The organism is Elusimicrobiota bacterium (assembly GCA_041658405.1).
Lineage (GTDB): Bacteria > Elusimicrobiota > UBA5214 > JBBAAG01 > JBBAAG01 > JBBAAG01.
In genome coordinates, this window is sequence record JBBAAG010000015.1 from 1 (window position 1) to 19,988 (window position 19,988).

The window sequence follows — 19,988 nt, forward strand, 5'->3', positions numbered from 1 at the left end:
CCGCAGAGAATTATATTATGTTCGGACACACCTTTTTGTTCAACAACATACTTCACCACAGCATTAAGGTCATCCACCATCTTTGCCCATTCCGAACCAGCACCTGCAGAGGTATACGTACGGTAATCAACCTTTTTACCATCGAGACTTTTAACGCTCTCCCCATGCCCGCGAAGGTCGTATATCAGGACATCATACCCCGCTGCTGCAGAAGTTGATGCAAAAGATAGCCACTCATTTTTATCGCTACCCAACCCGTGAAGCATGATAACAACTTTGTTAGTACCATCCTTCACTCTGAAATACCTCCCCGCGAGGATAACCCCGTCAGAAGTATTAATACTGACAGGCATAGCATTGAATACACAATTTCGGGGTCTTATCATATCCGATTTCCCAATATCACGGGTATCACATCCGTACATCACGGATAATACTACCGCACTGACAAAGACTACAACAACCTTACTAATCCTCATCATCATGCTCATCCCCTTTATGTTCAAGGTCATTAGTGATAACTTCCTCAAGTTTACAACTCATCTCCCCGCATTCAGTTTGAATTGTTGTATGCGTAATCCCGTACTTCTCCTTCAATATCCCTATCACTAACGCAACAACATCCGCGCTTTTTTTGTGTTCACCTTCATCTAATTCAATATGGCACGATAACGACGTTATATGGCTGCATATAGCCCATACGTGTATATCATGAACATTAACAATCTCTTTCACTTTACGTATATCTTCCGCTATACTTTCAACCTTCATCCCCCGGGGAACGCCTTCCAACAAAATATTAGTGGAATCACGCAAAATATTTATTGCGTTATACACTATCATCAACGATATCCCTATGCTTAGCACAGGGTCTATGATATTAAGTTTTGTCATCCATATAACCACAGCACCCGCAACAACGCCAATTGACGATAAAAGATCGCCCATCACATGCCAGTACGCACTTTTTACATTAAGATCCTTCTCATCCCCGTGCTTATGCCCAAGCACCCGAACTACAATATAATTAATCACCATCCCGGCTACTGCAGCGATTGTCATAACTACGGGACGTATATCCTGAGGATTAAAAAACCGTTGATACGCTTCATAAATTATCCATAGAGAAAGAAAAATTAACGTACCGCTGTTTATCATTGCGACAAACACTTCCGCGCGATGCCACCCGTAAGTACGTTTTTCAGTAGGCGGGTATTGTGAAAGATACACCACAGCAAGGCTTAACGATAACGCGAAAAGGTCGGTAAATACATGCGCAGCATCAGCGATCAATGCAAGGCTATGCGACCAAATACCTGAAAATATTTCTATCACCAACGCAGCCGAGGTAAGGTATATAGCTATGCGAAACTTACGTATAACCGCGCTATCCTGCATAGAAGACATCGTGTTTACTTACCCTCTACCTTCTTTAATACCTGCCGTAATTCTTCCGCCTTTTCTTCAGGGGAAGACGGGTTACCATGCACCCACGCACCGGTTTCTGACCCGGCATTAAACTTCTGGGTTACCTGACTTCGTAACGGCGGATAAAATTCTATATGAAAATGATAATGCGTGTAGTTTTTACCGTCAACCGGTTCCTGATGCAAACACATCATATATGGGAACGGCATATTAAATAACGCGTCATACATTTTTACTACGGTACGGAACGTTATTGCCAGGTCATCAGTTTCTGCAGATGACATCTGTAAAATATTCTGGAAATGCCTCCCTGGCACGATCCATACCTGGTAAGGATACTCCGCAAAGTAAGGAATAAATACCGTGAAATACTTACTTTGCATAACCACACGGTCCTGGATTTCAGTTTCAGCTTTAACTAAATCGCAATGAATACAACTCTTATTTTTTTGGTGGTACCTTTTTGATTCACGAAGTTCTAACTCAACTTTTTTCGGGATAAACGGGTACGCATACACCTGCCCATGAGGATGAGGGATTGTCACCCCCACAACCTCCCCGCGGTTTTCGAAGATATACACGTACTTAACCTTTTTTTCATTCCCTAATTCCTGATACCTGTTCTTCCATAAGTTCATCAGGCTAAACATTTTATCGTCAGTAAACGACCCGATATGCGATTGATGTTCAGAAGAGTAAAGTATTACTTCGCACTTACCGTACGACCTTGCAGTTTTAACTATTTTTGCAAGCCCAGCGTTTTTTATATCCTTAACCTTTGGAGGATCCAACCGCAAGATCGGGAAATCGTTGTTATACATCATAACATCATACTTTTGCGGCACTTTCCCTGAACCAGGACAGAACGGGCAGTAATCTTTAGGTAAGAGCGGCCGTTTTTGCCGTGAAGACGCATACATCACCCACCACCCGAGAAAAGGATTCCAGCGTAGTTCGTATATACCACTGTTCACTGGCTTGTTTTCGTTATCAACCATAACATCCTCCTGTTATTGTTATTATAACAAAAAACAAAAATAAAAAAATGTTTTACGGGATTAGTGTATAAATAATTAACTAGCTTACTAAGTTCCGGGGCGTTTATAATTATCGTCGTGCAACAATGCCATTCTCTTGCATTTAGAACATTTTATGTGGAACACCTGTGTGCGGTCAGTAAGTACGGGTTCAACTTTTTTCTCAGCATTAAACTCAGCAACTTTTTCATTCTCCAAAGCAGACGCAACCACAGGATAGTTACCATACGCCAGCGGGCCAAGTTTTTTGTAAACGTACAACATCTGCATCTTTGTACCTATAACTGCCCCGCAACTGTCGCAGGTTAGCAGTTCGCGGATAATATCTTTACTCACCAACTGTTTACGATCAAACACCGCGAGGTCGTATTCATCAGACAAAACCACACCTTTTTTTGTGGTACACCCTTTTTCGCAGAGCCCGCAAAACACGCAGAGGTCGTATCTCCACCGCATAAAACGGACAGGCTTTTGCCCTGTTATACCGGCCTTATCTTCAACTTCAATTGCCGCTGCGGGACATAATTCCGCGCACGCACCGCACCCAATACAATACTCTTCACTTGGCACGGGCTTCCCGCGGAAACCACGTTGCGGTTTATGCGGTACCGCCGGGAATTTTGAGGTAAACGGCGGGCTGATGAACGACTTTACTGCCTCTACCAGTTCTCTCATCTTTGGATATTTCATAACAAATTCGCCTGTTTATCTTCCGCGTACTTATCAACAACAGTTTCTTTTGTAAACCTTATACCTGACTGATGCGCTGCACGGCATAATGCATGCCCCGCTACCGGCGAAGTTACCAACAAAAATATTATGCATAACAACGCTTTTACCCCAAGAAGAGTAAACCCATTCACCACAATAACGCCAAGCATTATTGAACACGTACCAAGCGTAGCGCATTTTGTCGCTGCCTGAATCCGGCTGTATACATCAGGCAATCTTAATAACCCAATTGCACCGAGGACATCAAATATTATCCCAATAACTATTAGCACAGTACCGATAACACTAATCATCCAACGAATGTCCTTCCATATACTTCGCTAGCGCAAGGCTCGCTATGAACGATTGTAATCCCCACGCTAACGCAATATCAATTAAAAAATCCTGTTTTGTACAAAACGCAAGTACCCCGCAGAATCCTATGATCATGATCCCCATAGTATCCACGGATACCGCACGGTCAGCGGCGGTCGGGCCGCTTATTATTCTGTATAAACACAAAAAACATCCGAGTATTAACGGATTAATCAACCGCAGGAATAAATCCACCTTTATCACGTGGTTAATCCAAACCAACAATCCTATAAGTAAAACACTGATAAACCATGTCACTAACTTGTTCTTCATAACCTACCCTTTAAAACTCCTCAAATACTTTCAAAAGAATATTATCAAACTTTTGTACTAACCGTTCAGTATCCGCATCATTACCATTTTTATCCAATTTAACATAAATCGAATGCACATAAATATACCCGTTCTCAAGATCAAAATCCAACGCAGTTTTACCGGGGGTCAGCGATATAGAATTTGCTAAAACAGTCAATCCAGTATCACTCCTAAGCTTAGTCTTAACTTTAACAATCCCCGGCCGTATTGGCATATTAGGATGTATAATCCTGTACGCAAGGTCAAAATTAGCTTTTACCATCTCCCACAAAAATACAGGTAGGTAGTAAAGAAACCATGCGTACCGGCTTGACTGCTTAAACTTCCCCGGGTGAGAGGTAAACAAGTCTCCGATGAACCACGCAATACCCGCACTTGAAATTAACCCGATAACCCAGTATTCCCACCCAAACTTACAGGTGAACAATACCCAAACTATAAACGAGCAAATAAACACGACCAGTTTACTTGTCATAAATTACTTAGCCAATTCTAAAACCGTTTTCCCGTACTCCACACCACCGGATAACACCTTCGCCGCAGGTTCTAAAAAGTTAGAACTAATACCCGGTAATAACAAAAACCCGGATACCGCACACAATAACGCCAGGATGATCATCGGTAACAACATCACCAATGGCGATTCCTTGATATTACTCCATTTTTCCGGTAACTCTCCAAAAAATATTTCTTTATGCCATTTAATAAAGTATGACAACGTAATAATACTGACCACAACTGCAATCAATGCATACCCGTACTTTCCCGACTGCACCGCCGCAATAACAATCAACAACTTACTCCAAAACCCACCCAGAGGCGGAAGTCCCGAAATTGACATTGACCCAATAAATGACGTTATTGAAGTCAACGGCATTTTTTTACGTAACCCTCCCCCGAAATTATCGAGTATCCGTTCATCTGTAGCGTACATCACAGCTCCTGATGTAAGAAACATTAGCGACTTCGCCACTGCGTGGTTGAACATATGAAACAACCCCGCAAAAAATCCTAACTGCGTATTAAGCCCAAACGCAAAAAGTATGTATCCCACCTGGCTTATTGTAGAATACGCAAGTAACCGTTTAATATCTTTCTGGTAAACAGCCAATAACCCACCAACTATCATTGACACTACGCCAAACGCCATTAATACCGCGCTGACATCCGCTCCCAATACATTAAAGATTATACGGGTTAATGCGTACAATCCAAGTACTTTCACTAATATACCGGACAACATCGCAGACACCGGTGACGGTGCGGACGAATGCGCATCCGGCAGCCAAAAATGGAACGGCACAACCGCGGATTTTGTGAAGAACCCTATGATAAACAATACTGTAATAAAACTAATAAGCGCAACATTTTTATTTAGCACAATCGATACCGCAACATCCGCCATATTAAGCGTTGACGTGTAAGCATAGGTTAGTGCAATCCCAAGCATGACAAACAACGCAGCTGCACTGCCAAAGATCATATACCTGAACGCCGACTCCAACTCTTCCGGCGCAGTATCAAAAGCGATCAATGCCGCTGCCGATATTGTGCCCATCTCTATGAATACGAACATATTAAAAATATCACCGCTTAAAACTGCACCATTAAAACTGGCGGTAAGCATCAGGAATAATACAAAGTATTTCCATTCATCCAAAAACTTATCCATATACTTAATTGAATACACGGCACAAATCATTGATATGAGGTTAATCAGTACCAGCATAAACGCAGTCAATCCGTCAGCAACAAGGAGTATCCCCATAGGCACCGTCCACCCGCCAAGTTTATACACTACCGGCTGGAACCCATTCCCCGCAAGTTTACTGATCAATATAAACGCAGCAACAAGGTTAACACCCAATGCAGCGGAAGTAACCACCCCCAACCACCTGCGGTCAAGTTTATTAAACAACGTCAACAATATCGCTGTAAGTATTGGTATGATAACAAAAATAAAAATCATTAATTTAACCGTCTCTTATCCTTTTAACCTTTTAATCTTGGTGATATCAAATGTTCCATATTTTTCGTATATCCTTACTGCCAGCGCTACCATAATTGCAACCACCGTTAAGTTAATAATAATTGAAATCATAACGATTGCCTGGGGTAAAGGATCTACCATACTAACTCCGGCCATAACTTTCATGTTTTCTTCAATAAACGGAAACCCCGCTCCGTGTTTATAACCGATTAAAATAAATAACAGATTAACCGCATACTCCATAATCCCGATACCAATGATGATCTTAATAATGTGTCGCTTAATAACAACCGCGTATAATCCTATACAAAACAGAATAAAACAAAGAATATATTCCGTCATTTTCCCTTCCATACCTTAAAATATACTAACCCCAGGAATATTGTTAATAACCCCGCGCTTTCCGCAAAAAGAACTATTAAGTTCGAAGGCAAAATCACACCCGAACTTATCAACCCAAACGGTTTACCTTTATCAAAAATATTCATACAAAAATACCCGTCTTTCACAAATAAACCTAACGACATAAGAACCAAGAACCCCAGGACTCCCAACGCCAAAAATGATAACGCTTTATACTCATCAAACCGGTTAGTAAAAATATCACGCCCATAGGATACCAACATCAAAATCATTGCCAGCGCTATAATAACTCCTCCAGCAAATCCGCCACCGGTATTAATATGTCCGTAGAACGCTGTAAACACGCCGAACATCAGTATCATCCCAACTGATATCCTGGCAACAGTCTTAACAACCAACGACATACCTCTAATCTCGGTTACCTGGCGGTTATCATTTCCCATCAGTCTTCACTTCTTCCTGTTTTTTTCTGCTTTCCCTGCGTAATACCGTCAAAACACCAACCGCTGCGGTCAATAAAATAGTTATACGGCACAGCGTATCAAACACGCGATAATCCAGCATAACTGCCATCACAACATTAGCTGAACCCGTTTGAACCAACGCGTGTTTTATATACTGGCCTGACACTTTCATCACAGGATGCCCAAACTCCGGTATACCGTTTAGTACTGCGTATCCATAAAATGTGAAAACAGATATAAACACAATCCCGGCAACATACGGGAACAACCTCATGCGTTCACTACCCTTAGTATCGCGTGACATCGTCGCACGGATAAGAATGATCAATACAAGTATTTCAACGACCAACTGCACAACAGCAAGATCCGGCGCTTTTAACAATAAGAAACACAGCGATAACGCCAACCCAATTGCTCCTACTGATACTACTGAAGACAACAAATCCTGAATCTCCACGGCAACAACCGCAGCGATAATCATAAACACTATCAACACCTGTAAAGTTATCATATATCCTCTTTACATCAATACTATCAACAAAACCGTAGCACCAATTAAAAACCAGCCTAAGTATACATGCAAATTACCAGTATGCACTGCCGATAATAACGACGCGAGATACATCATTGCCTTTAAACAAAGTTCGTAAATATCCGTTAATTTACGTTCTGACAGTTTTAAAAATGTATCCATAACCTTTATCTCGCGGATAGTCGTATAAAAATCAACTCCGCTGACACGTTCTTCCGGAAGTAAGGTTTCACCGCCTATAAAATTTGGGACTCTCCGTATTTTGTTTTTATTAATAAAATAAACAAGCACACCTATCGCAATCCCTGCAATCGTTGCCCAGATCGCAATCCCCGAATTATTCATTGCGACGAATTTAACAAGAATCGAAACACTATCCGTCACACCAAGTGAAACAAGCGCCGGAACAATAAACTTCTGGATCGGCAACTGGAACGCAAATATGCCGAATACCACACTCAACAACGCAAGTACCGCCTGCGGTACCCACATTGTCCAGGGTACTTCGTTAATAACACCCTTAAAATTTTCGTGTTCAACTCCAAGGAATGCAGCATGAATAATTTTCATGAATGACGCAACAGTCAACGCTGATCCAAACATTGCAGCAGCAAGAGCGAACCATCCAAAGACAGCAACAGGATTACTCAAGTTAGTACTATACTCCACTATACCCTGATAAATCATCCATTTAGAAACGAATCCGTTCAATGGCGGTATTCCTGAGATTGACAGCGCTGAGATCAGGCATGTAATAAAAGTTATAGGCATATATTTCCATAATCCGCCCATATTATCAAGATCGGTAATACCCGTACGGTTTTTTATACTCCCACTTGTAAGAAACAGGCATGACTTATAGATTGCATGGTTTAACATATGAAAAATCCCGCCGGCTATACCGATAGGATTAGCCGTGGCAATACCAATCACCATATACCCCACCTGTGAAACAGCGTGGTAAGACAATAATTTACGCATATCATGCTGCACCATTGCGAGTAATACTGCCGCTATAATCGTAATCATTCCAATAATGATCAATACAAGATTAGCCCAGATATTATACTCAAACAGATTCAAGCACACTCGGGATAACAAGTATATCCCCAGCAATTTATCTAATGCCGCAGGGAGGTATGCAGTTACGGGTAAGGATGTAACAACTGACATATCAGGTATCCACGTATGTACCGGCATAACCCCGGCTTTTGCAAACGCAGATGTTATAAAACAAATATACGCTATTATACCAATCCCCGATGCTAATACAGAAACCGACTTAACCCCTTCCAACTGCCACCCGAACAACATTAAGGATTCCACGGGTTTAGGTGAAACCATCGATATCTTTGCTGTACCCATCTCAAAAGTGCCGGTTAATACCCATAACAACGCTATCCCCAAAAGCATTAACGCATCAGACCCCCCGACAATAATCAATGTTTTCCTTGCCGCTTCTGTATTTTGAATAGTATCAACCCCAATTTGTATTAGAAGATATAGTATAAGCCCGAGAAAACCCCAGAAAGTAAGAAGTATAATATAATTATTCGCCAATACAATACCGACAGACGCGGATAATGCCCATAAAATATAGGTATAATATTCCCCCACAGTTTTTTTTGCTTTCATATATTCCAGGGAATATAAGGTAATCAAAAAACCAAACAGCGCTATTGCCATCAGTATGAACTCGCTGAGATTATCCAACCTGAAAAACGGCGTCATAATTATCCGCTGCTGGATAAACAAAATAACGCTGAACACTAATACTGTAAGAGAAACAATCAATGCAAGGAATTCGCGTAACCGCGGAAATACCAGGCATAAAACGCCTGATATTAAAGGAAAACCTATTAAGTATAACGCCAAACTATTCATCCAAGTTTTTTCCTTAACTCTAAAGTTTTCTCTTGTGATAACCGCACAAGATCTTTCCCAGTCATTATTGTTTTATTTGTATTAACATCTATAACAATACTTCTATCAGTACAACAATAACACGGATCCACAGCAGCAAGCGCAAGCGCTGCATCAGAAACCGTATTACCTACCACCGCGATTTTGTTGGATGCTATATTCACATAACTCGGTGCACGGATCTTATGCCGTACCGGGCGGTTTGTTCCATCAGACCTCACAAAATGAATAACCTCACCCCGGGGCGCTTCATGCCGGCCAATACCATCACCCGGCGGGATTTCTTTTACCTGCATATCTATACCGTCATTGAAATCATCAAGTTTATGTAATGCCTGTTTAATTATACTGATAGACTCGTATACCTCAAGTACACGGACAACGAGTTTCGCAAACACATCGCCTTCTTTTTGAGTGATAACTTTCCAGTCCAACATATCATACGCTGCGTAGGGATCATCCCGGCGGACATCAATATCCACACCGCTTGCCCGCGCGGTGGGGCCAACAACGCAATACGCTTCCGCATTCTCTTTAGTAAGAATACACACCTTTTTTGTCCGTGCCTGTATCACAGGATCATCCATCACCGCGCCTTTAAACATATCATTTGCACGCTGAATTTCATCCAATACCTTCAGAAGCTGCGGTATATCTTCCTTATTAATATCCCTGCGTACCCCGCCAACCTTGAACATACTATAATGCTGGCGGTTACCCGAGATAAGTTCAAACATATCAAGCAAGGGTTCACGATACTTCCATGCCCACATCCATACAGTATTATACCCAAGAAAATGCCCTGCCAGCCCTAACCACAGAAAATGCGAATGCACGCGTTCCATCTCAGCTATAATTGTGCGGATAAGTTTTACTCTTCCCGGCAACTTTGAAGTGAACCCTGCAGCGTCTTCCACTGCGTTTATGTAAGCAAACGGATGCGAGGTTGAACAAATCCCGCAGATACGTTCCACAAGATGCGCTATCTGGTCATAATGTTTATCTTCCGATAATCTTTCCACCCCGCGATGCAAGTAGCCCACTTCAATATCAATATCCACCACGCGTTCGCCTTCAACGTATAATTTAAAATATTCCGGCTCCTCCTGCAGCGGATGATACGGGCCTATAGGGATAACAGTACGGCGTAATTCACTCATTTGCTATCCCTCCTTAACGGATACTTACCTTCCGGCCAATCAGATGAAAGAAGTAAACGTTTCATATCCGGATGGCCTATGAAGTTCACTCCAAACAATTCAGCGATCTCGCGTTCAATCCATTCCGCACCTTTAAAGATTGTTGCAATAGACCGTATCTCAGGTTTACTTTTATCCTCTAATTTAACTTTCAGAGTAAACATTTTCCCGCTTTTATCATGCGAAAAATGGTAAAGTATTTCTATACATTCCCGGGTATCCACAGCTGTGGCGGTACTCATGCGTAACCACAATTCTTTCACCAATATTTTAACGCATTCCGGTAAATCCACAGGTTTTACCGTCAGATAGAACCGTCTGGGGTTTTTCTCGATAAACTCCACAACCTTTGTCCCTAACGTATTAGTTATCTGATCCTCAATATCCTGACTTAAAAAAGCTTCAACCATAAATCCTTTACCTTAAACTCACTTCCCGTTTTTAAGTTTTGCCAGTAATTTTACAACACCCATAATCATCGCTTCCGGTTTTGGCGGGCATCCCGGGACATACGCATCCACAGGAATAATTTCGTCAACTGTTTTCACAAAATTATAAGCATGACGAAACATATTACCCCCACATGCGCAGGAACCTATTGCGATAACAAAACACGGTTTAGCGGTTTGTTCGTATACAAGTTTCAACCGCGGCGCAGTCTTCCTTGTCGGTACGCCGGTCACTAACAACGCATCCGCATGCCTTGGACTGCCCACAAGCTGTATCCCAAACCGTTCAAGATCATGCCTCGGGGTTAATGCATCAAGGATTTCAATATCACAATTATTACACGGACTCGTCGCACAATGGTATACCCAGATCGATTTTGTTAACGCTTTAGTCGTTATTTTCATATACCTAAATTAATACCCCAGTAACGCAAAAACTACCGCTAATACCGCAACCACCGAAACTTTACCCCAGAAAAATTTTACTGCCTGGTCTACTCTTACTCTTGGATTAGTATTCCTTATTAAAATGATTAATGTTATAACAAAAACATACTTTAATACAGTATTAAATACCCCAAAAATTGAACCAAGATGTACCCCGCCTAAGAATAATGTTATCAATAGCATTGGAAGTACAAACAATAACATTTGTTTTACAAGTTTAAACAACGCAAGGGGTAATCCTGAATACTCAATCAAAACCCCACCTGCTATTTCAGTCTCAGCCTCTGCTGCATCAAACGGTACCATCCCGAGTTTTGCCTGGATACACAATACCGCAACCGCAAACGCGCAGATACCAGATAAAGACAACATAAATACCCCGTTATTTTGCGCATGAATCAACCCCTGAAGTTTTAACATACCCCCGGACTTTATCACAGGTACTATGCATGCCAGTATAAACGGCAACTCATACGCCAGGACAAGTTTCATCTCACGGCTCGCTCCTAGTGACGCCAACGGATTAGCTGAAGCAGACGCTCCTATGATAACCGCCAGCGCGGGGATCATTAACATGTAAACCACAACGATTAAATCACCGGTAAACCCTGTTGTTTGCAAGATAAATGCTTGCCACAACATAATAGACACCATTATTACTACCATAAAACTTACAACCGGCATAAGAAGAAAGACCGCAACGTTAACACCTGACGGTATTACAACTTCTTTCCCTAATAACTTAACAAAATCATACAACGGCTGCAGCAATGGCGGACCAACACGCCACTGTACCCGCGCGGTTACCTTACGGTCAACCCAACTAGCCAGCATACCCACCGTGGCAGTAAACAAAAACCCGGGGAATACGATGAATTCAAGTATAGTGTTTATCATTTTTTCTTGACTCTTTTTCCCAACGTAACGTTTTCACCGCAACTTTATCCTTTACTAAATACACATCCTGTTCAGCATTTTCTTCAACTTCAACCCAAGTCAACGCATTATTCGGGCATGACTGCACGCATAACGGTACGGTATTATCATCACTGCGGTTTACGCAGAGATCACACCCGCTGGTTTTATGAGTAACAATCTCAGGATATATTGTCCCGAATGGACACGCAATACTACAAGTTTTACAGGAGGTACACCTGAAACTATACCGGTCCACCATGCCATCCTCGCGTTTTTCAAGAGCTTTATTAGGGCATGCAGCTACACAAAAAGATTCCTTACACCTGCGGCATACCAACCTCTGACTTGCGAGTGCAAGTAAACGTTCAACCCCGGTGTTGTTATCATGATAATAATAACTGCACTTAGCGTCACATTTCTTGCAAGTATAACACTTTTCTAAATCAATCAGTATTTTTTTCATATCACAATTACTTTTCTTTACTTAATCCCAGATACCTTCAATATTCTTAATCTCTTCATAGGTAAATACCGGCCCGTCTTTACACACAAAATACGGCCCTAACTGGCAATGCCCGCATTTCCCTAATCCGCAGGACATATTTTTTTCCATTGATAAATATATATTTTCAGGTTCATGACCTAGTTCCAACAATTTTTTAGTGCCGAACTTCATCATAATCGGCGGCCCGCACACAATGGCTACGCTATTAGACAGTTCAATCTCGCATTTATCAAGTAAACACGTCACAAGCCCAACAGTTTCATCCCATTTTCCTGAAGGACAACGGTCAACACTGCGTAGTATCTCCAACCCCTTTATGTTCTTCCATTCAGGGAACAAACGTTTATACACAACATCCTCTGGTGAACGTGAACCGTAACATAACACAATTTTATTAAACTTCTCAACTTCAGATAAAAGTTTCAATAACAACGACCTCAACGGCGCAAGGCCAACTCCGCCACCGAGTATCAGGACATCTTTACCATAATATTTTTCTATGGGATATCCTTTACCAAACGGCCCGCGGATACCTATGGTATCACCTTTTTTTAATGCATGTATCCGTTCAGTTACTCTACCTACTTTCATTATAGTAACCTCAAATTTATCAGTTACTAACGGTGAAGATGACGGGGTAAACGGCGCTTCCCCAACACCGGGTATTGTAAACTCAATAAACTGCCCTGTCCTAAAATGAAAATCAGTCTTTGGTTTAAGAAATACTGTATTAATATTTGATGTCTCAACAATATTATCCTGAACGATGCACTCTATTGGCATATACATATTTCTATTTTTATGTTCCATAAATAATTACTTAGGATTACTCCCGTTTTCAAGTTTCACCAATGTTTTGCGGATATCAATTTTTACGGGACAAACTTCAATACACCGCCCGCAGCCGGTACAACCATAAAACCCGAAGTTCTGCATACGGTAATCCAGTTTGCAAGAATGAAAATTGCGTAACCTTTCATGCTTCTGCTGCCGTGGATTACCCCCTCCGGCCACACGGCCGTATCCTTTATACTGACAAGAATCCCAATGCCGCACTTTTTGATACTTCCCAAAATCGCCGGTATCTTCCAGCAAAAAACAGTAACAGCTTGGACAGCTGAACCTGCACCCGCTACACTCCACACAATCCTCTGCGCATTGTTTCCAAAGATCGGTGAGATAGTACCCGTTTTTTTGTACATCCTGCCTGCTTTTTTTAAGACGGTACTCAAAATTACTTTTTTCAAGCATAGCCACAACTTTTGCGCAACGCGACTTCTGCATTTCTTTATATCCAACCGGCGCTTCACGGAAAATATTACGTTTTTGATTAACCAGATGCATCCCGGGTTCGCTTCCAACTTCCACGATATACCCGTCTTCCAAAGGCGTGATATTAAGGTCATACCCGCTATCCGTGACACACGGACTGCCACCTGCTAAGTTACATGAACAATATTCGCAGATATCCGTGCAATCACTGGATATCAATAATGTGCGTTGACGTTTTGACGCGTACTCATTATCCTGACCAACACCTTCAAGAAACATTTTATCCAGTACTTTGATTGCGTTTATATCACACGCTTTTACACCAAAAATAACAACAGGCATTGTGGATTCATTATAATCAGGTTTTTCAACCCAGAACGTTGATACAACATTCTCCGGAGCAAAGAAAAACGTTTTTATCGGCTGTCTTAAACGGTAAGCAGGAAATTTAATATTACCAACATCTTCAGGCAGATACCTGTGATACACAACCTGAGGATCAACACCAATACCTTCATCCAAAACCTTTGGCGCATATAACATGGACATCGAAGATAATGATTTAAGAAATTCAGCCCAATGTTCTTTTGTGATATGGAACGACTGCACTTAATATACCTTTCTATCGAACACAAAACACCCTAATATCCGTAAAGTACACTAACCACAAAAACGCTTGTGAAATTATTCACAAGCAGAATTGTAAGATTAATAATAGGAAAGCGCGTTTTTTTTGTCAACAAAAAAATAATATTTTTTTAAAATTCAACGTTTGGACGTATAATAAGCTGGAATCTGTCACCTTCATCCGCGGGTTTTAAAACTCCCGCGTATTTACTTGAACGCTCCCACACGAATCCGAGCTCAACTTTTACTGCAAGCCGGTAGTCAGCTATAGGAAACTTCTTTGAAACAAGCAAATAATGCCGTACCGCATCAAACTTCTGGCTATCAAAATCCACCTGATAACTTAACGCCGCATTTTTTATAAACGAAAACTTATGGAATCCGTAATCTGTTCGGGAACGGTCAAACGCAAAATAATACACACTCTTTATCCCGGGATTTCCGTGATACTTCCCGCCAATACGGAAACTCCACACAAGTTTCTGGTGTTCTGAAAACCGAGCGCCTTTAATTTTCCATTCACCCTGCAACCAACTATCTCCGATAAACGTATTATCCTTAATATGTGTATCACCATAGGAAAGTAAGAATCCTGAATATCCCACACCCATATAATCCGGTTCTTCTTCTGCATATTTAAACCCCAGGATTTCACCAAGAAAAAATGTTAACGCCCATGGTTCCTCAAACCCGGCTGACAGGCTGCGGATAAGATTGAATGTCGGTGTAAATGTCATAGAATTATAAATATCCCCGGTGTATTGTTTTACATATCCGCCTATAGCGGGTAACGGATTATACGAAAACTCTGTAAGAAGGTACCCAGGGATAAAAGATTTTACGAATAATTCGCGGTAAATCCTACCTTCACTAAGCTCTTCTCCGATTGCAACCGCGCGTTCCGGGAAAAATGAGGTGGTATAACTGAGATAAGAATAATAAGGATCAAACTTTGCGGCAAACTCTGCGTTCACATTTGTACACGAAGCCATTAATATCACCACCAACAAAATAGCGTGTACAATTTTCATAACTTTATTTTTTCAATAAATCCATGTCTATAATACTATCTAACACACCGTTATTTGTAGTATCGGTAATCATTGGCGTGACGGACACATATCCTTTTTCAACAGTTGTAATATCGCTGTTAATGACGCTCTTACCGCTAACATACCTTCCCATCAACCAATAAACATCTGTGCCCCTCGGATTTTTGGTCACACATATTTTGTTGTCATATACACGTTTTCCAAGCTTTGTAAAACATATCCCTTTTAGTTTCCCTGTTTTGACCGTGATATTAGGAACGTTAATATTCCATAACTTACACCCGGTTTTTTTGCTTAACACCAATAAGTTTGAAACAACCTTCTTAACAACATCACCGGCTGGTTTATAATTCTGAAAATTATCATTATCGCATACCAACGACACCGCTATTCCGGGAATATTCAATAAAACACTTTCCCGTGCCGCTGCAACAGTACCTGAATATAGCACATCCTCACCCATATTCGCGCCATAATTAATCCCCGAGAGAATTAAGTCAAACTTAACTTTTTTGTAAATCTCAAGCACTCCCAGCCTAACGCAATCCGCCGGAGTACCGGTTATCTTAAACAACCTAGAATTCTCACGGGTAATAAACACAGGATATTTTAAATTCAAACTATGACTAACCGAACTATTCTGATAATCCGGAGCAACAGTATACACACTTGCCACTTTTTGCAAGGATGATACAAGAACCTTCAATCCTACAGCATCAAATCCATCATCATTTGTGACTAAAACATTAATTTTTTTCATTTTTCCTCAAAAAAACCAATTCATCAACAATATCGGCTACACCATTCCTCCCGTCAGGGAATTTATACATATTATACTTCATTACAACAGCATTTACATCAATCCCGTTGAGCACCTTTTCTATGAAACCCGAAAACATGCGTTCATTAAACTCATTATCACGCACAGTTTCCGCAACTCCGTGGGAAGTATACCATTGCGCATTATGCCACTGATGATCATTTGTAGCGTATGGATATGGTACCAGTAACGCATATTTTTTGTAAACACATAATTCAGCAAGCGTACTCCCTCCTGCACGAGAGAGCACAACATCCGCTGCTGTATACATTTTATCCATCTCAGCGCTTCTCTCCAAAACCACAACTTTTGTTTTAATACCGTCATACACTTTTTTTATATGCTCATAATCCTTACTACCTGTAAGATGTATAACCTGTAGATTATCCTGTAATCCATTATCATTTTTAACTATATACCCGCTTACTACATTATTAATATTCCCAGCACCAAGACTTCCTCCAAACACAAGAACAGTCTTTGTTTCAGCACGTAAACCCAGTTCTTCACGCACTTTTTCACTCTCCCAAACCTTCATCTCACGTATCGGCGTTCCTGTATACACAAATTTGTGTTTATTACACCAAAACATTTTTATACTTTCCGGAAACGCAGCGGCTACTATATCCACAAACACTGACAAAACCTTATTTGCCATACCAGGAACATAATTCTGCTCCTGTACAACAGCAATTCTTCCCTGTATTTTTGCACACAGAAGGGCCGGGAATGATACGTACGCACCCATCCCGACTACTACCTGAGGATTATAAGAATTCAAAAATCTTGACACCCCCACAAAACCGGCAATCATCTTAAATCCAAAAGTAAATAACCCGAAACTTAATTTCCGGGGTAATCCTATGACATCAATCTCGTGAAATTCAAACCCATAAGATTTAACAACGTGCAACCCCTGATCGTTTTTCTTTACAACAAAAACTACACGGTAACCCCGTTTTTGCAGTTCAACTCCCACTGCAATCCCGGGAAATAAATGCCCGCCGGTTCCTCCCGCTGCAATAACTACGCGTTTACCATCTTCTTCCGCGCGCACTTAATGCCAACCCTTTCTTCTTCTTACTTTCCCAACCCGATATATTCAACAAAATTCCTACCATACAACACGTAATTGCAAGTGAAGTCCCGCCGAATGATATAAACGGCAATGGCAACCCTTTTGTCGGCGCGCAACCTGTTACTACCGCGAGATTAAACAACGCCTGGAATACAATTGACACCGTCACCCCAACCGCCACTAACTGCCCAAACGCATCCTTTGCTTCAATCGCAATTTTCCACCCGCCATACGCGATTGAAATAAACAAAAGAAGGATCATCAATGATCCCAGTAATCCCATTTCTTCAGCAAATATCGGGAAAATAAAATCTGTATGGCGTTCCGGCAAAAACGCGTATCTTAACACACTTTTCCCTAACCCTCTACCCAATAACCCGCCGGAACCCACTGCGCATAACGCCTGGTCAAGCTGGTACCCGGTCTTAAGATCAACACCCTGTGTATTACCAAACAAAATACCTATAAACGATAATACACGCATTACCCTGTAGGGTTTTGAGATCAATGCCGCTAATCCGGCAATCACGGCAACAGACCCTACTATCATCAACACCTTTTTCGGTAACCCAGCGACGTATAATAGTATAACACCGGTAAAACATATAAGCATCGGTGTCCCAAGGTCAGGCTCCAGTAAAATCAATCCCATTGTCCCAACCCATACAGACAACAGCGGCCACATTTTTGTTAAATCAGTAATAGTACTCTTATGCCTGTCAAAGTAACTCGCAAAATATAGTATCATAACAAACTTAGCAAGTTCTGACGGTTGAAAACTTAACCCTGCCAACCGGAACCATCTTTTCGCACCTAGTACCGACTTCCCAAAAATTAAAACTAACCCTAACAAAACCAGTGTCCCTATTGCAATATACAACATTTTATCGTTAAAGAAATGATAATCAATTCTGCTGAATATTCCTATACACACAAGCCCTACAAATATCCATATAAGATGTTTGCGGAGATACATTGTAGAATCAGCGGAGATGAACGCACTAGCTGAATACACAACCGCAGCGCCTATCGCCATTAATACCAACGCCGGGATAAATACTAGGTACCCGTTTTCCTGCGAACTTGCTCGGCTCATAACCTATTAACCAACTCCTTAAACACTTTTCCCCGATGTTCATAATCACTAAACTGATCAAATGACGCGCAAGCCGGGGATAATAAAACGACATCACCCGGTAACGCATTTACATGAGCGTACTCTACCGCACCGGTTAATGTTTTGCACATCACCGTTGGGACAATATGCCCTAATTCCCCGGAAATAATCCTCGCTGCTTCTCCTATTAACAATACACTCTTAACCCTGTTTTTTATTAACCCCATTAACGGCTTATACGGGCTACCCTTATCCTGCCCACCCATAATGAGAACCACATTTTTTTTAAAACTTTCCAATGCAACCACCACAGAATCAACATTTGTAGCTTTTGAATCGTTATAATACTTCACTCCGTGAAGTTCACGCACAAATTCTATCCTATGCTCAACTCCCTCAAAGGTATTAACAGTTTTTGAGACAACCTTTTCATCAAACCCTAACGCCAACCCAACTGACGTAGCTGCGAGTATATTTGAAACATTATGCATCCCCGGAATAACCGGCGATAAATTAAACTCATACTGCTTATCCCTGAAAATACCAACCGCCTTACTATCGGAATACCACAACCCCTGTTTTTGTGGAGTTTCACAACTGAAAAACAATACTTCAGAATCAATCTTATCAGCAACCCTGCGACAATACTGGTCATCATAATTAAGTACAGCAAAATGCTTGCCATTACTTTTATGATTATCAAACACTTTTTGTTTTATCTCTGCATATCTATCCATAGTCCCGTGACGTTTAAGATGATCCGGGGTCAGGTTCATCAGTACTCCGACTTTCGGGCAGAACGTTGAGCATAATTCAAGCTGATAACTTGATACTTCAATTATAAGCACAGTAGATTCAGTTACCTGTTCAACAATCCCGGATAACGGTGTACCTATATTCCCCGCACAGAGCACATTATCATACCCCATATTCTTTGATTGCCCGGGATTAATAGCATCCCTGAAAATACGGTCAATTAGTGTTGTGGTTGTAGTTTTACCATTAGTCCCCGTTATTGCCACAGCATACGCAGGGCTTATCAACCTCCACGCAAACTCAAGTTCCGCCATAACCTCCACCCCGTGTTTACCCGCATTTACTACAACCTCACTACACGCAGGCACACCGGGTGATACTATCATGATATCACATTCAAACAGTTTGTTACTATGCCCCCCGAACTCAAGGTATACTTCAGGGTTAACTTTACCAATAACCTGCCGTAATTCCTGTTCCGGCTTATTATCGCTTAACAACACCTTCGCGCCATATTTAACACATAAATTCGCAGCATCAATCCCGCTTTTAGCCGCACCAAGAACGCTTATACGTTTACCTTTTAAACCTGCCATCTTATTTCCCATAA

General features: G+C 41.4%; 24 protein-coding genes. All 24 read right to left on the reverse strand.

Going from position 1 to position 19,988, the window contains the following annotated elements; genetic code table 11:
• On the reverse strand, positions 1-485 hold a 485-nt coding region (locus tag WC955_04345), incomplete at its 3' end, for an alpha/beta fold hydrolase (protein ID MFA5858275.1).
• Positions 469-1,407: a cation diffusion facilitator family transporter gene (locus tag WC955_04350; protein MFA5858276.1), complete on the reverse strand. Its 939-nt coding sequence runs from the start codon at positions 1,405-1,407 to the stop codon at positions 469-471. The genes WC955_04350 and WC955_04345, both read right to left, overlap by 17 nt.
• 5 nt (positions 1,408-1,412) lie before the next feature.
• Complete coding sequence (gene galT, locus WC955_04355) at positions 1,413-2,426, reverse strand: galactose-1-phosphate uridylyltransferase (GenBank protein MFA5858277.1); 1,014 nt, start codon at positions 2,424-2,426, stop codon at positions 1,413-1,415.
• 87 nt (positions 2,427-2,513) lie between these two features.
• A complete protein-coding gene (locus WC955_04360) occupies positions 2,514-3,155 on the reverse strand; it encodes a 4Fe-4S dicluster domain-containing protein (GenBank protein MFA5858278.1) in 642 nt (213 codons plus the stop codon).
• Complete coding sequence (mnhG, locus tag WC955_04365) at positions 3,152-3,490, reverse strand: monovalent cation/H(+) antiporter subunit G (GenBank protein MFA5858279.1); 339 nt, start codon at positions 3,488-3,490, stop codon at positions 3,152-3,154. Before mnhG ends, WC955_04360 begins: the two co-directional genes overlap by 4 nt.
• Positions 3,483-3,824, reverse strand: coding sequence for a monovalent cation/H+ antiporter complex subunit F (locus WC955_04370; protein ID MFA5858280.1), 342 nt, complete (start codon positions 3,822-3,824; stop codon positions 3,483-3,485). Before WC955_04370 ends, mnhG begins: the two co-directional genes overlap by 8 nt.
• A 10-nt stretch (positions 3,825-3,834) precedes the next feature.
• Positions 3,835-4,341, reverse strand: a complete 507-nt coding sequence (locus tag WC955_04375) for a Na+/H+ antiporter subunit E (protein MFA5858281.1) — start codon at positions 4,339-4,341, stop codon at positions 3,835-3,837.
• A gap of 3 nt (positions 4,342-4,344) precedes the next feature.
• Positions 4,345-5,835 carry a proton-conducting transporter membrane subunit gene (locus WC955_04380; protein ID MFA5858282.1) on the reverse strand — a complete coding sequence of 497 codons (1,491 nt, stop codon included), beginning with the start codon at positions 5,833-5,835 and terminating at the stop codon, positions 4,345-4,347.
• Between the two features lie 15 nt (positions 5,836-5,850).
• Positions 5,851-6,198, reverse strand: coding sequence for a sodium:proton antiporter (locus tag WC955_04385; protein ID MFA5858283.1), 348 nt, complete (start codon positions 6,196-6,198; stop codon positions 5,851-5,853).
• The gene (locus WC955_04390; GenBank protein ID MFA5858284.1) at positions 6,195-6,662 is read right to left on the reverse strand and encodes an MnhB domain-containing protein; all 468 of its coding nucleotides are present in this window, start codon (positions 6,660-6,662) and stop codon (positions 6,195-6,197) included. Before WC955_04390 ends, WC955_04385 begins: the two co-directional genes overlap by 4 nt.
• On the reverse strand, positions 6,652-7,194 hold the full coding sequence (gene mbhE, locus WC955_04395) for a hydrogen gas-evolving membrane-bound hydrogenase subunit E (protein ID MFA5858285.1): 543 nt from the start codon (positions 7,192-7,194) through the stop codon (positions 6,652-6,654). The genes WC955_04390 and mbhE overlap by 11 nt, the downstream gene beginning before the upstream one ends.
• A 9-nt stretch (positions 7,195-7,203) precedes the next feature.
• Positions 7,204-9,099, reverse strand: a complete 1,896-nt coding sequence (locus WC955_04400) for a proton-conducting transporter membrane subunit (GenBank protein MFA5858286.1) — start codon at positions 9,097-9,099, stop codon at positions 7,204-7,206.
• A complete protein-coding gene (locus WC955_04405; protein MFA5858287.1) occupies positions 9,096-10,298 on the reverse strand; it encodes a nickel-dependent hydrogenase large subunit in 1,203 nt (400 codons plus the stop codon). Before WC955_04405 ends, WC955_04400 begins: the two co-directional genes overlap by 4 nt.
• Positions 10,295-10,747: an NADH-quinone oxidoreductase subunit C gene (locus WC955_04410; protein MFA5858288.1), complete on the reverse strand. Its 453-nt coding sequence runs from the start codon at positions 10,745-10,747 to the stop codon at positions 10,295-10,297. The genes WC955_04405 and WC955_04410 overlap by 4 nt, the downstream gene beginning before the upstream one ends.
• Before the next feature lie 18 nt (positions 10,748-10,765).
• Positions 10,766-11,191: an NADH-quinone oxidoreductase subunit NuoB gene (gene nuoB / locus WC955_04415; protein ID MFA5858289.1), complete on the reverse strand. Its 426-nt coding sequence runs from the start codon at positions 11,189-11,191 to the stop codon at positions 10,766-10,768.
• Positions 11,192-11,200: 9 nt separating this feature from the next.
• Entirely contained in the window at positions 11,201-12,130 is a 930-nt protein-coding gene (locus WC955_04420; protein MFA5858290.1) for a complex I subunit 1 family protein, read from the reverse strand.
• Positions 12,111-12,614 carry a 4Fe-4S dicluster domain-containing protein gene (locus WC955_04425; protein ID MFA5858291.1) on the reverse strand — a complete coding sequence of 168 codons (504 nt, stop codon included), beginning with the start codon at positions 12,612-12,614 and terminating at the stop codon, positions 12,111-12,113. Before WC955_04425 ends, WC955_04420 begins: the two co-directional genes overlap by 20 nt.
• Before the next feature lie 21 nt (positions 12,615-12,635).
• Positions 12,636-13,439: an FAD/NAD(P)-binding protein gene (locus tag WC955_04430; protein ID MFA5858292.1), complete on the reverse strand. Its 804-nt coding sequence runs from the start codon at positions 13,437-13,439 to the stop codon at positions 12,636-12,638.
• A 33-nt stretch (positions 13,440-13,472) separates the two neighbouring features.
• On the reverse strand, positions 13,473-14,537 hold the full coding sequence (locus tag WC955_04435) for a 4Fe-4S dicluster domain-containing protein (GenBank protein ID MFA5858293.1): 1,065 nt from the start codon (positions 14,535-14,537) through the stop codon (positions 13,473-13,475).
• Between the two features lie 149 nt (positions 14,538-14,686).
• Positions 14,687-15,586 carry a hypothetical protein gene (locus WC955_04440; GenBank protein MFA5858294.1) on the reverse strand — a complete coding sequence of 300 codons (900 nt, stop codon included), beginning with the start codon at positions 15,584-15,586 and terminating at the stop codon, positions 14,687-14,689.
• A 4-nt stretch (positions 15,587-15,590) separates the two neighbouring features.
• Positions 15,591-16,367: a 5'/3'-nucleotidase SurE gene (surE, locus tag WC955_04445; protein MFA5858295.1), complete on the reverse strand. Its 777-nt coding sequence runs from the start codon at positions 16,365-16,367 to the stop codon at positions 15,591-15,593.
• On the reverse strand, positions 16,354-17,484 hold the full coding sequence (locus WC955_04450; GenBank protein MFA5858296.1) for a UDP-N-acetylglucosamine--N-acetylmuramyl-(pentapeptide) pyrophosphoryl-undecaprenol N-acetylglucosamine transferase: 1,131 nt from the start codon (positions 17,482-17,484) through the stop codon (positions 16,354-16,356). Before WC955_04450 ends, surE begins: the two co-directional genes overlap by 14 nt.
• A complete protein-coding gene (locus tag WC955_04455) occupies positions 17,462-18,601 on the reverse strand; it encodes an FtsW/RodA/SpoVE family cell cycle protein (protein ID MFA5858297.1) in 1,140 nt (379 codons plus the stop codon). Before WC955_04455 ends, WC955_04450 begins: the two co-directional genes overlap by 23 nt.
• Positions 18,598-19,974, reverse strand: a complete 1,377-nt coding sequence (murD, locus tag WC955_04460; GenBank protein ID MFA5858298.1) for a UDP-N-acetylmuramoyl-L-alanine--D-glutamate ligase — start codon at positions 19,972-19,974, stop codon at positions 18,598-18,600. Before murD ends, WC955_04455 begins: the two co-directional genes overlap by 4 nt.
• Between the last annotated feature and the right edge of the window lie 14 nt (positions 19,975-19,988).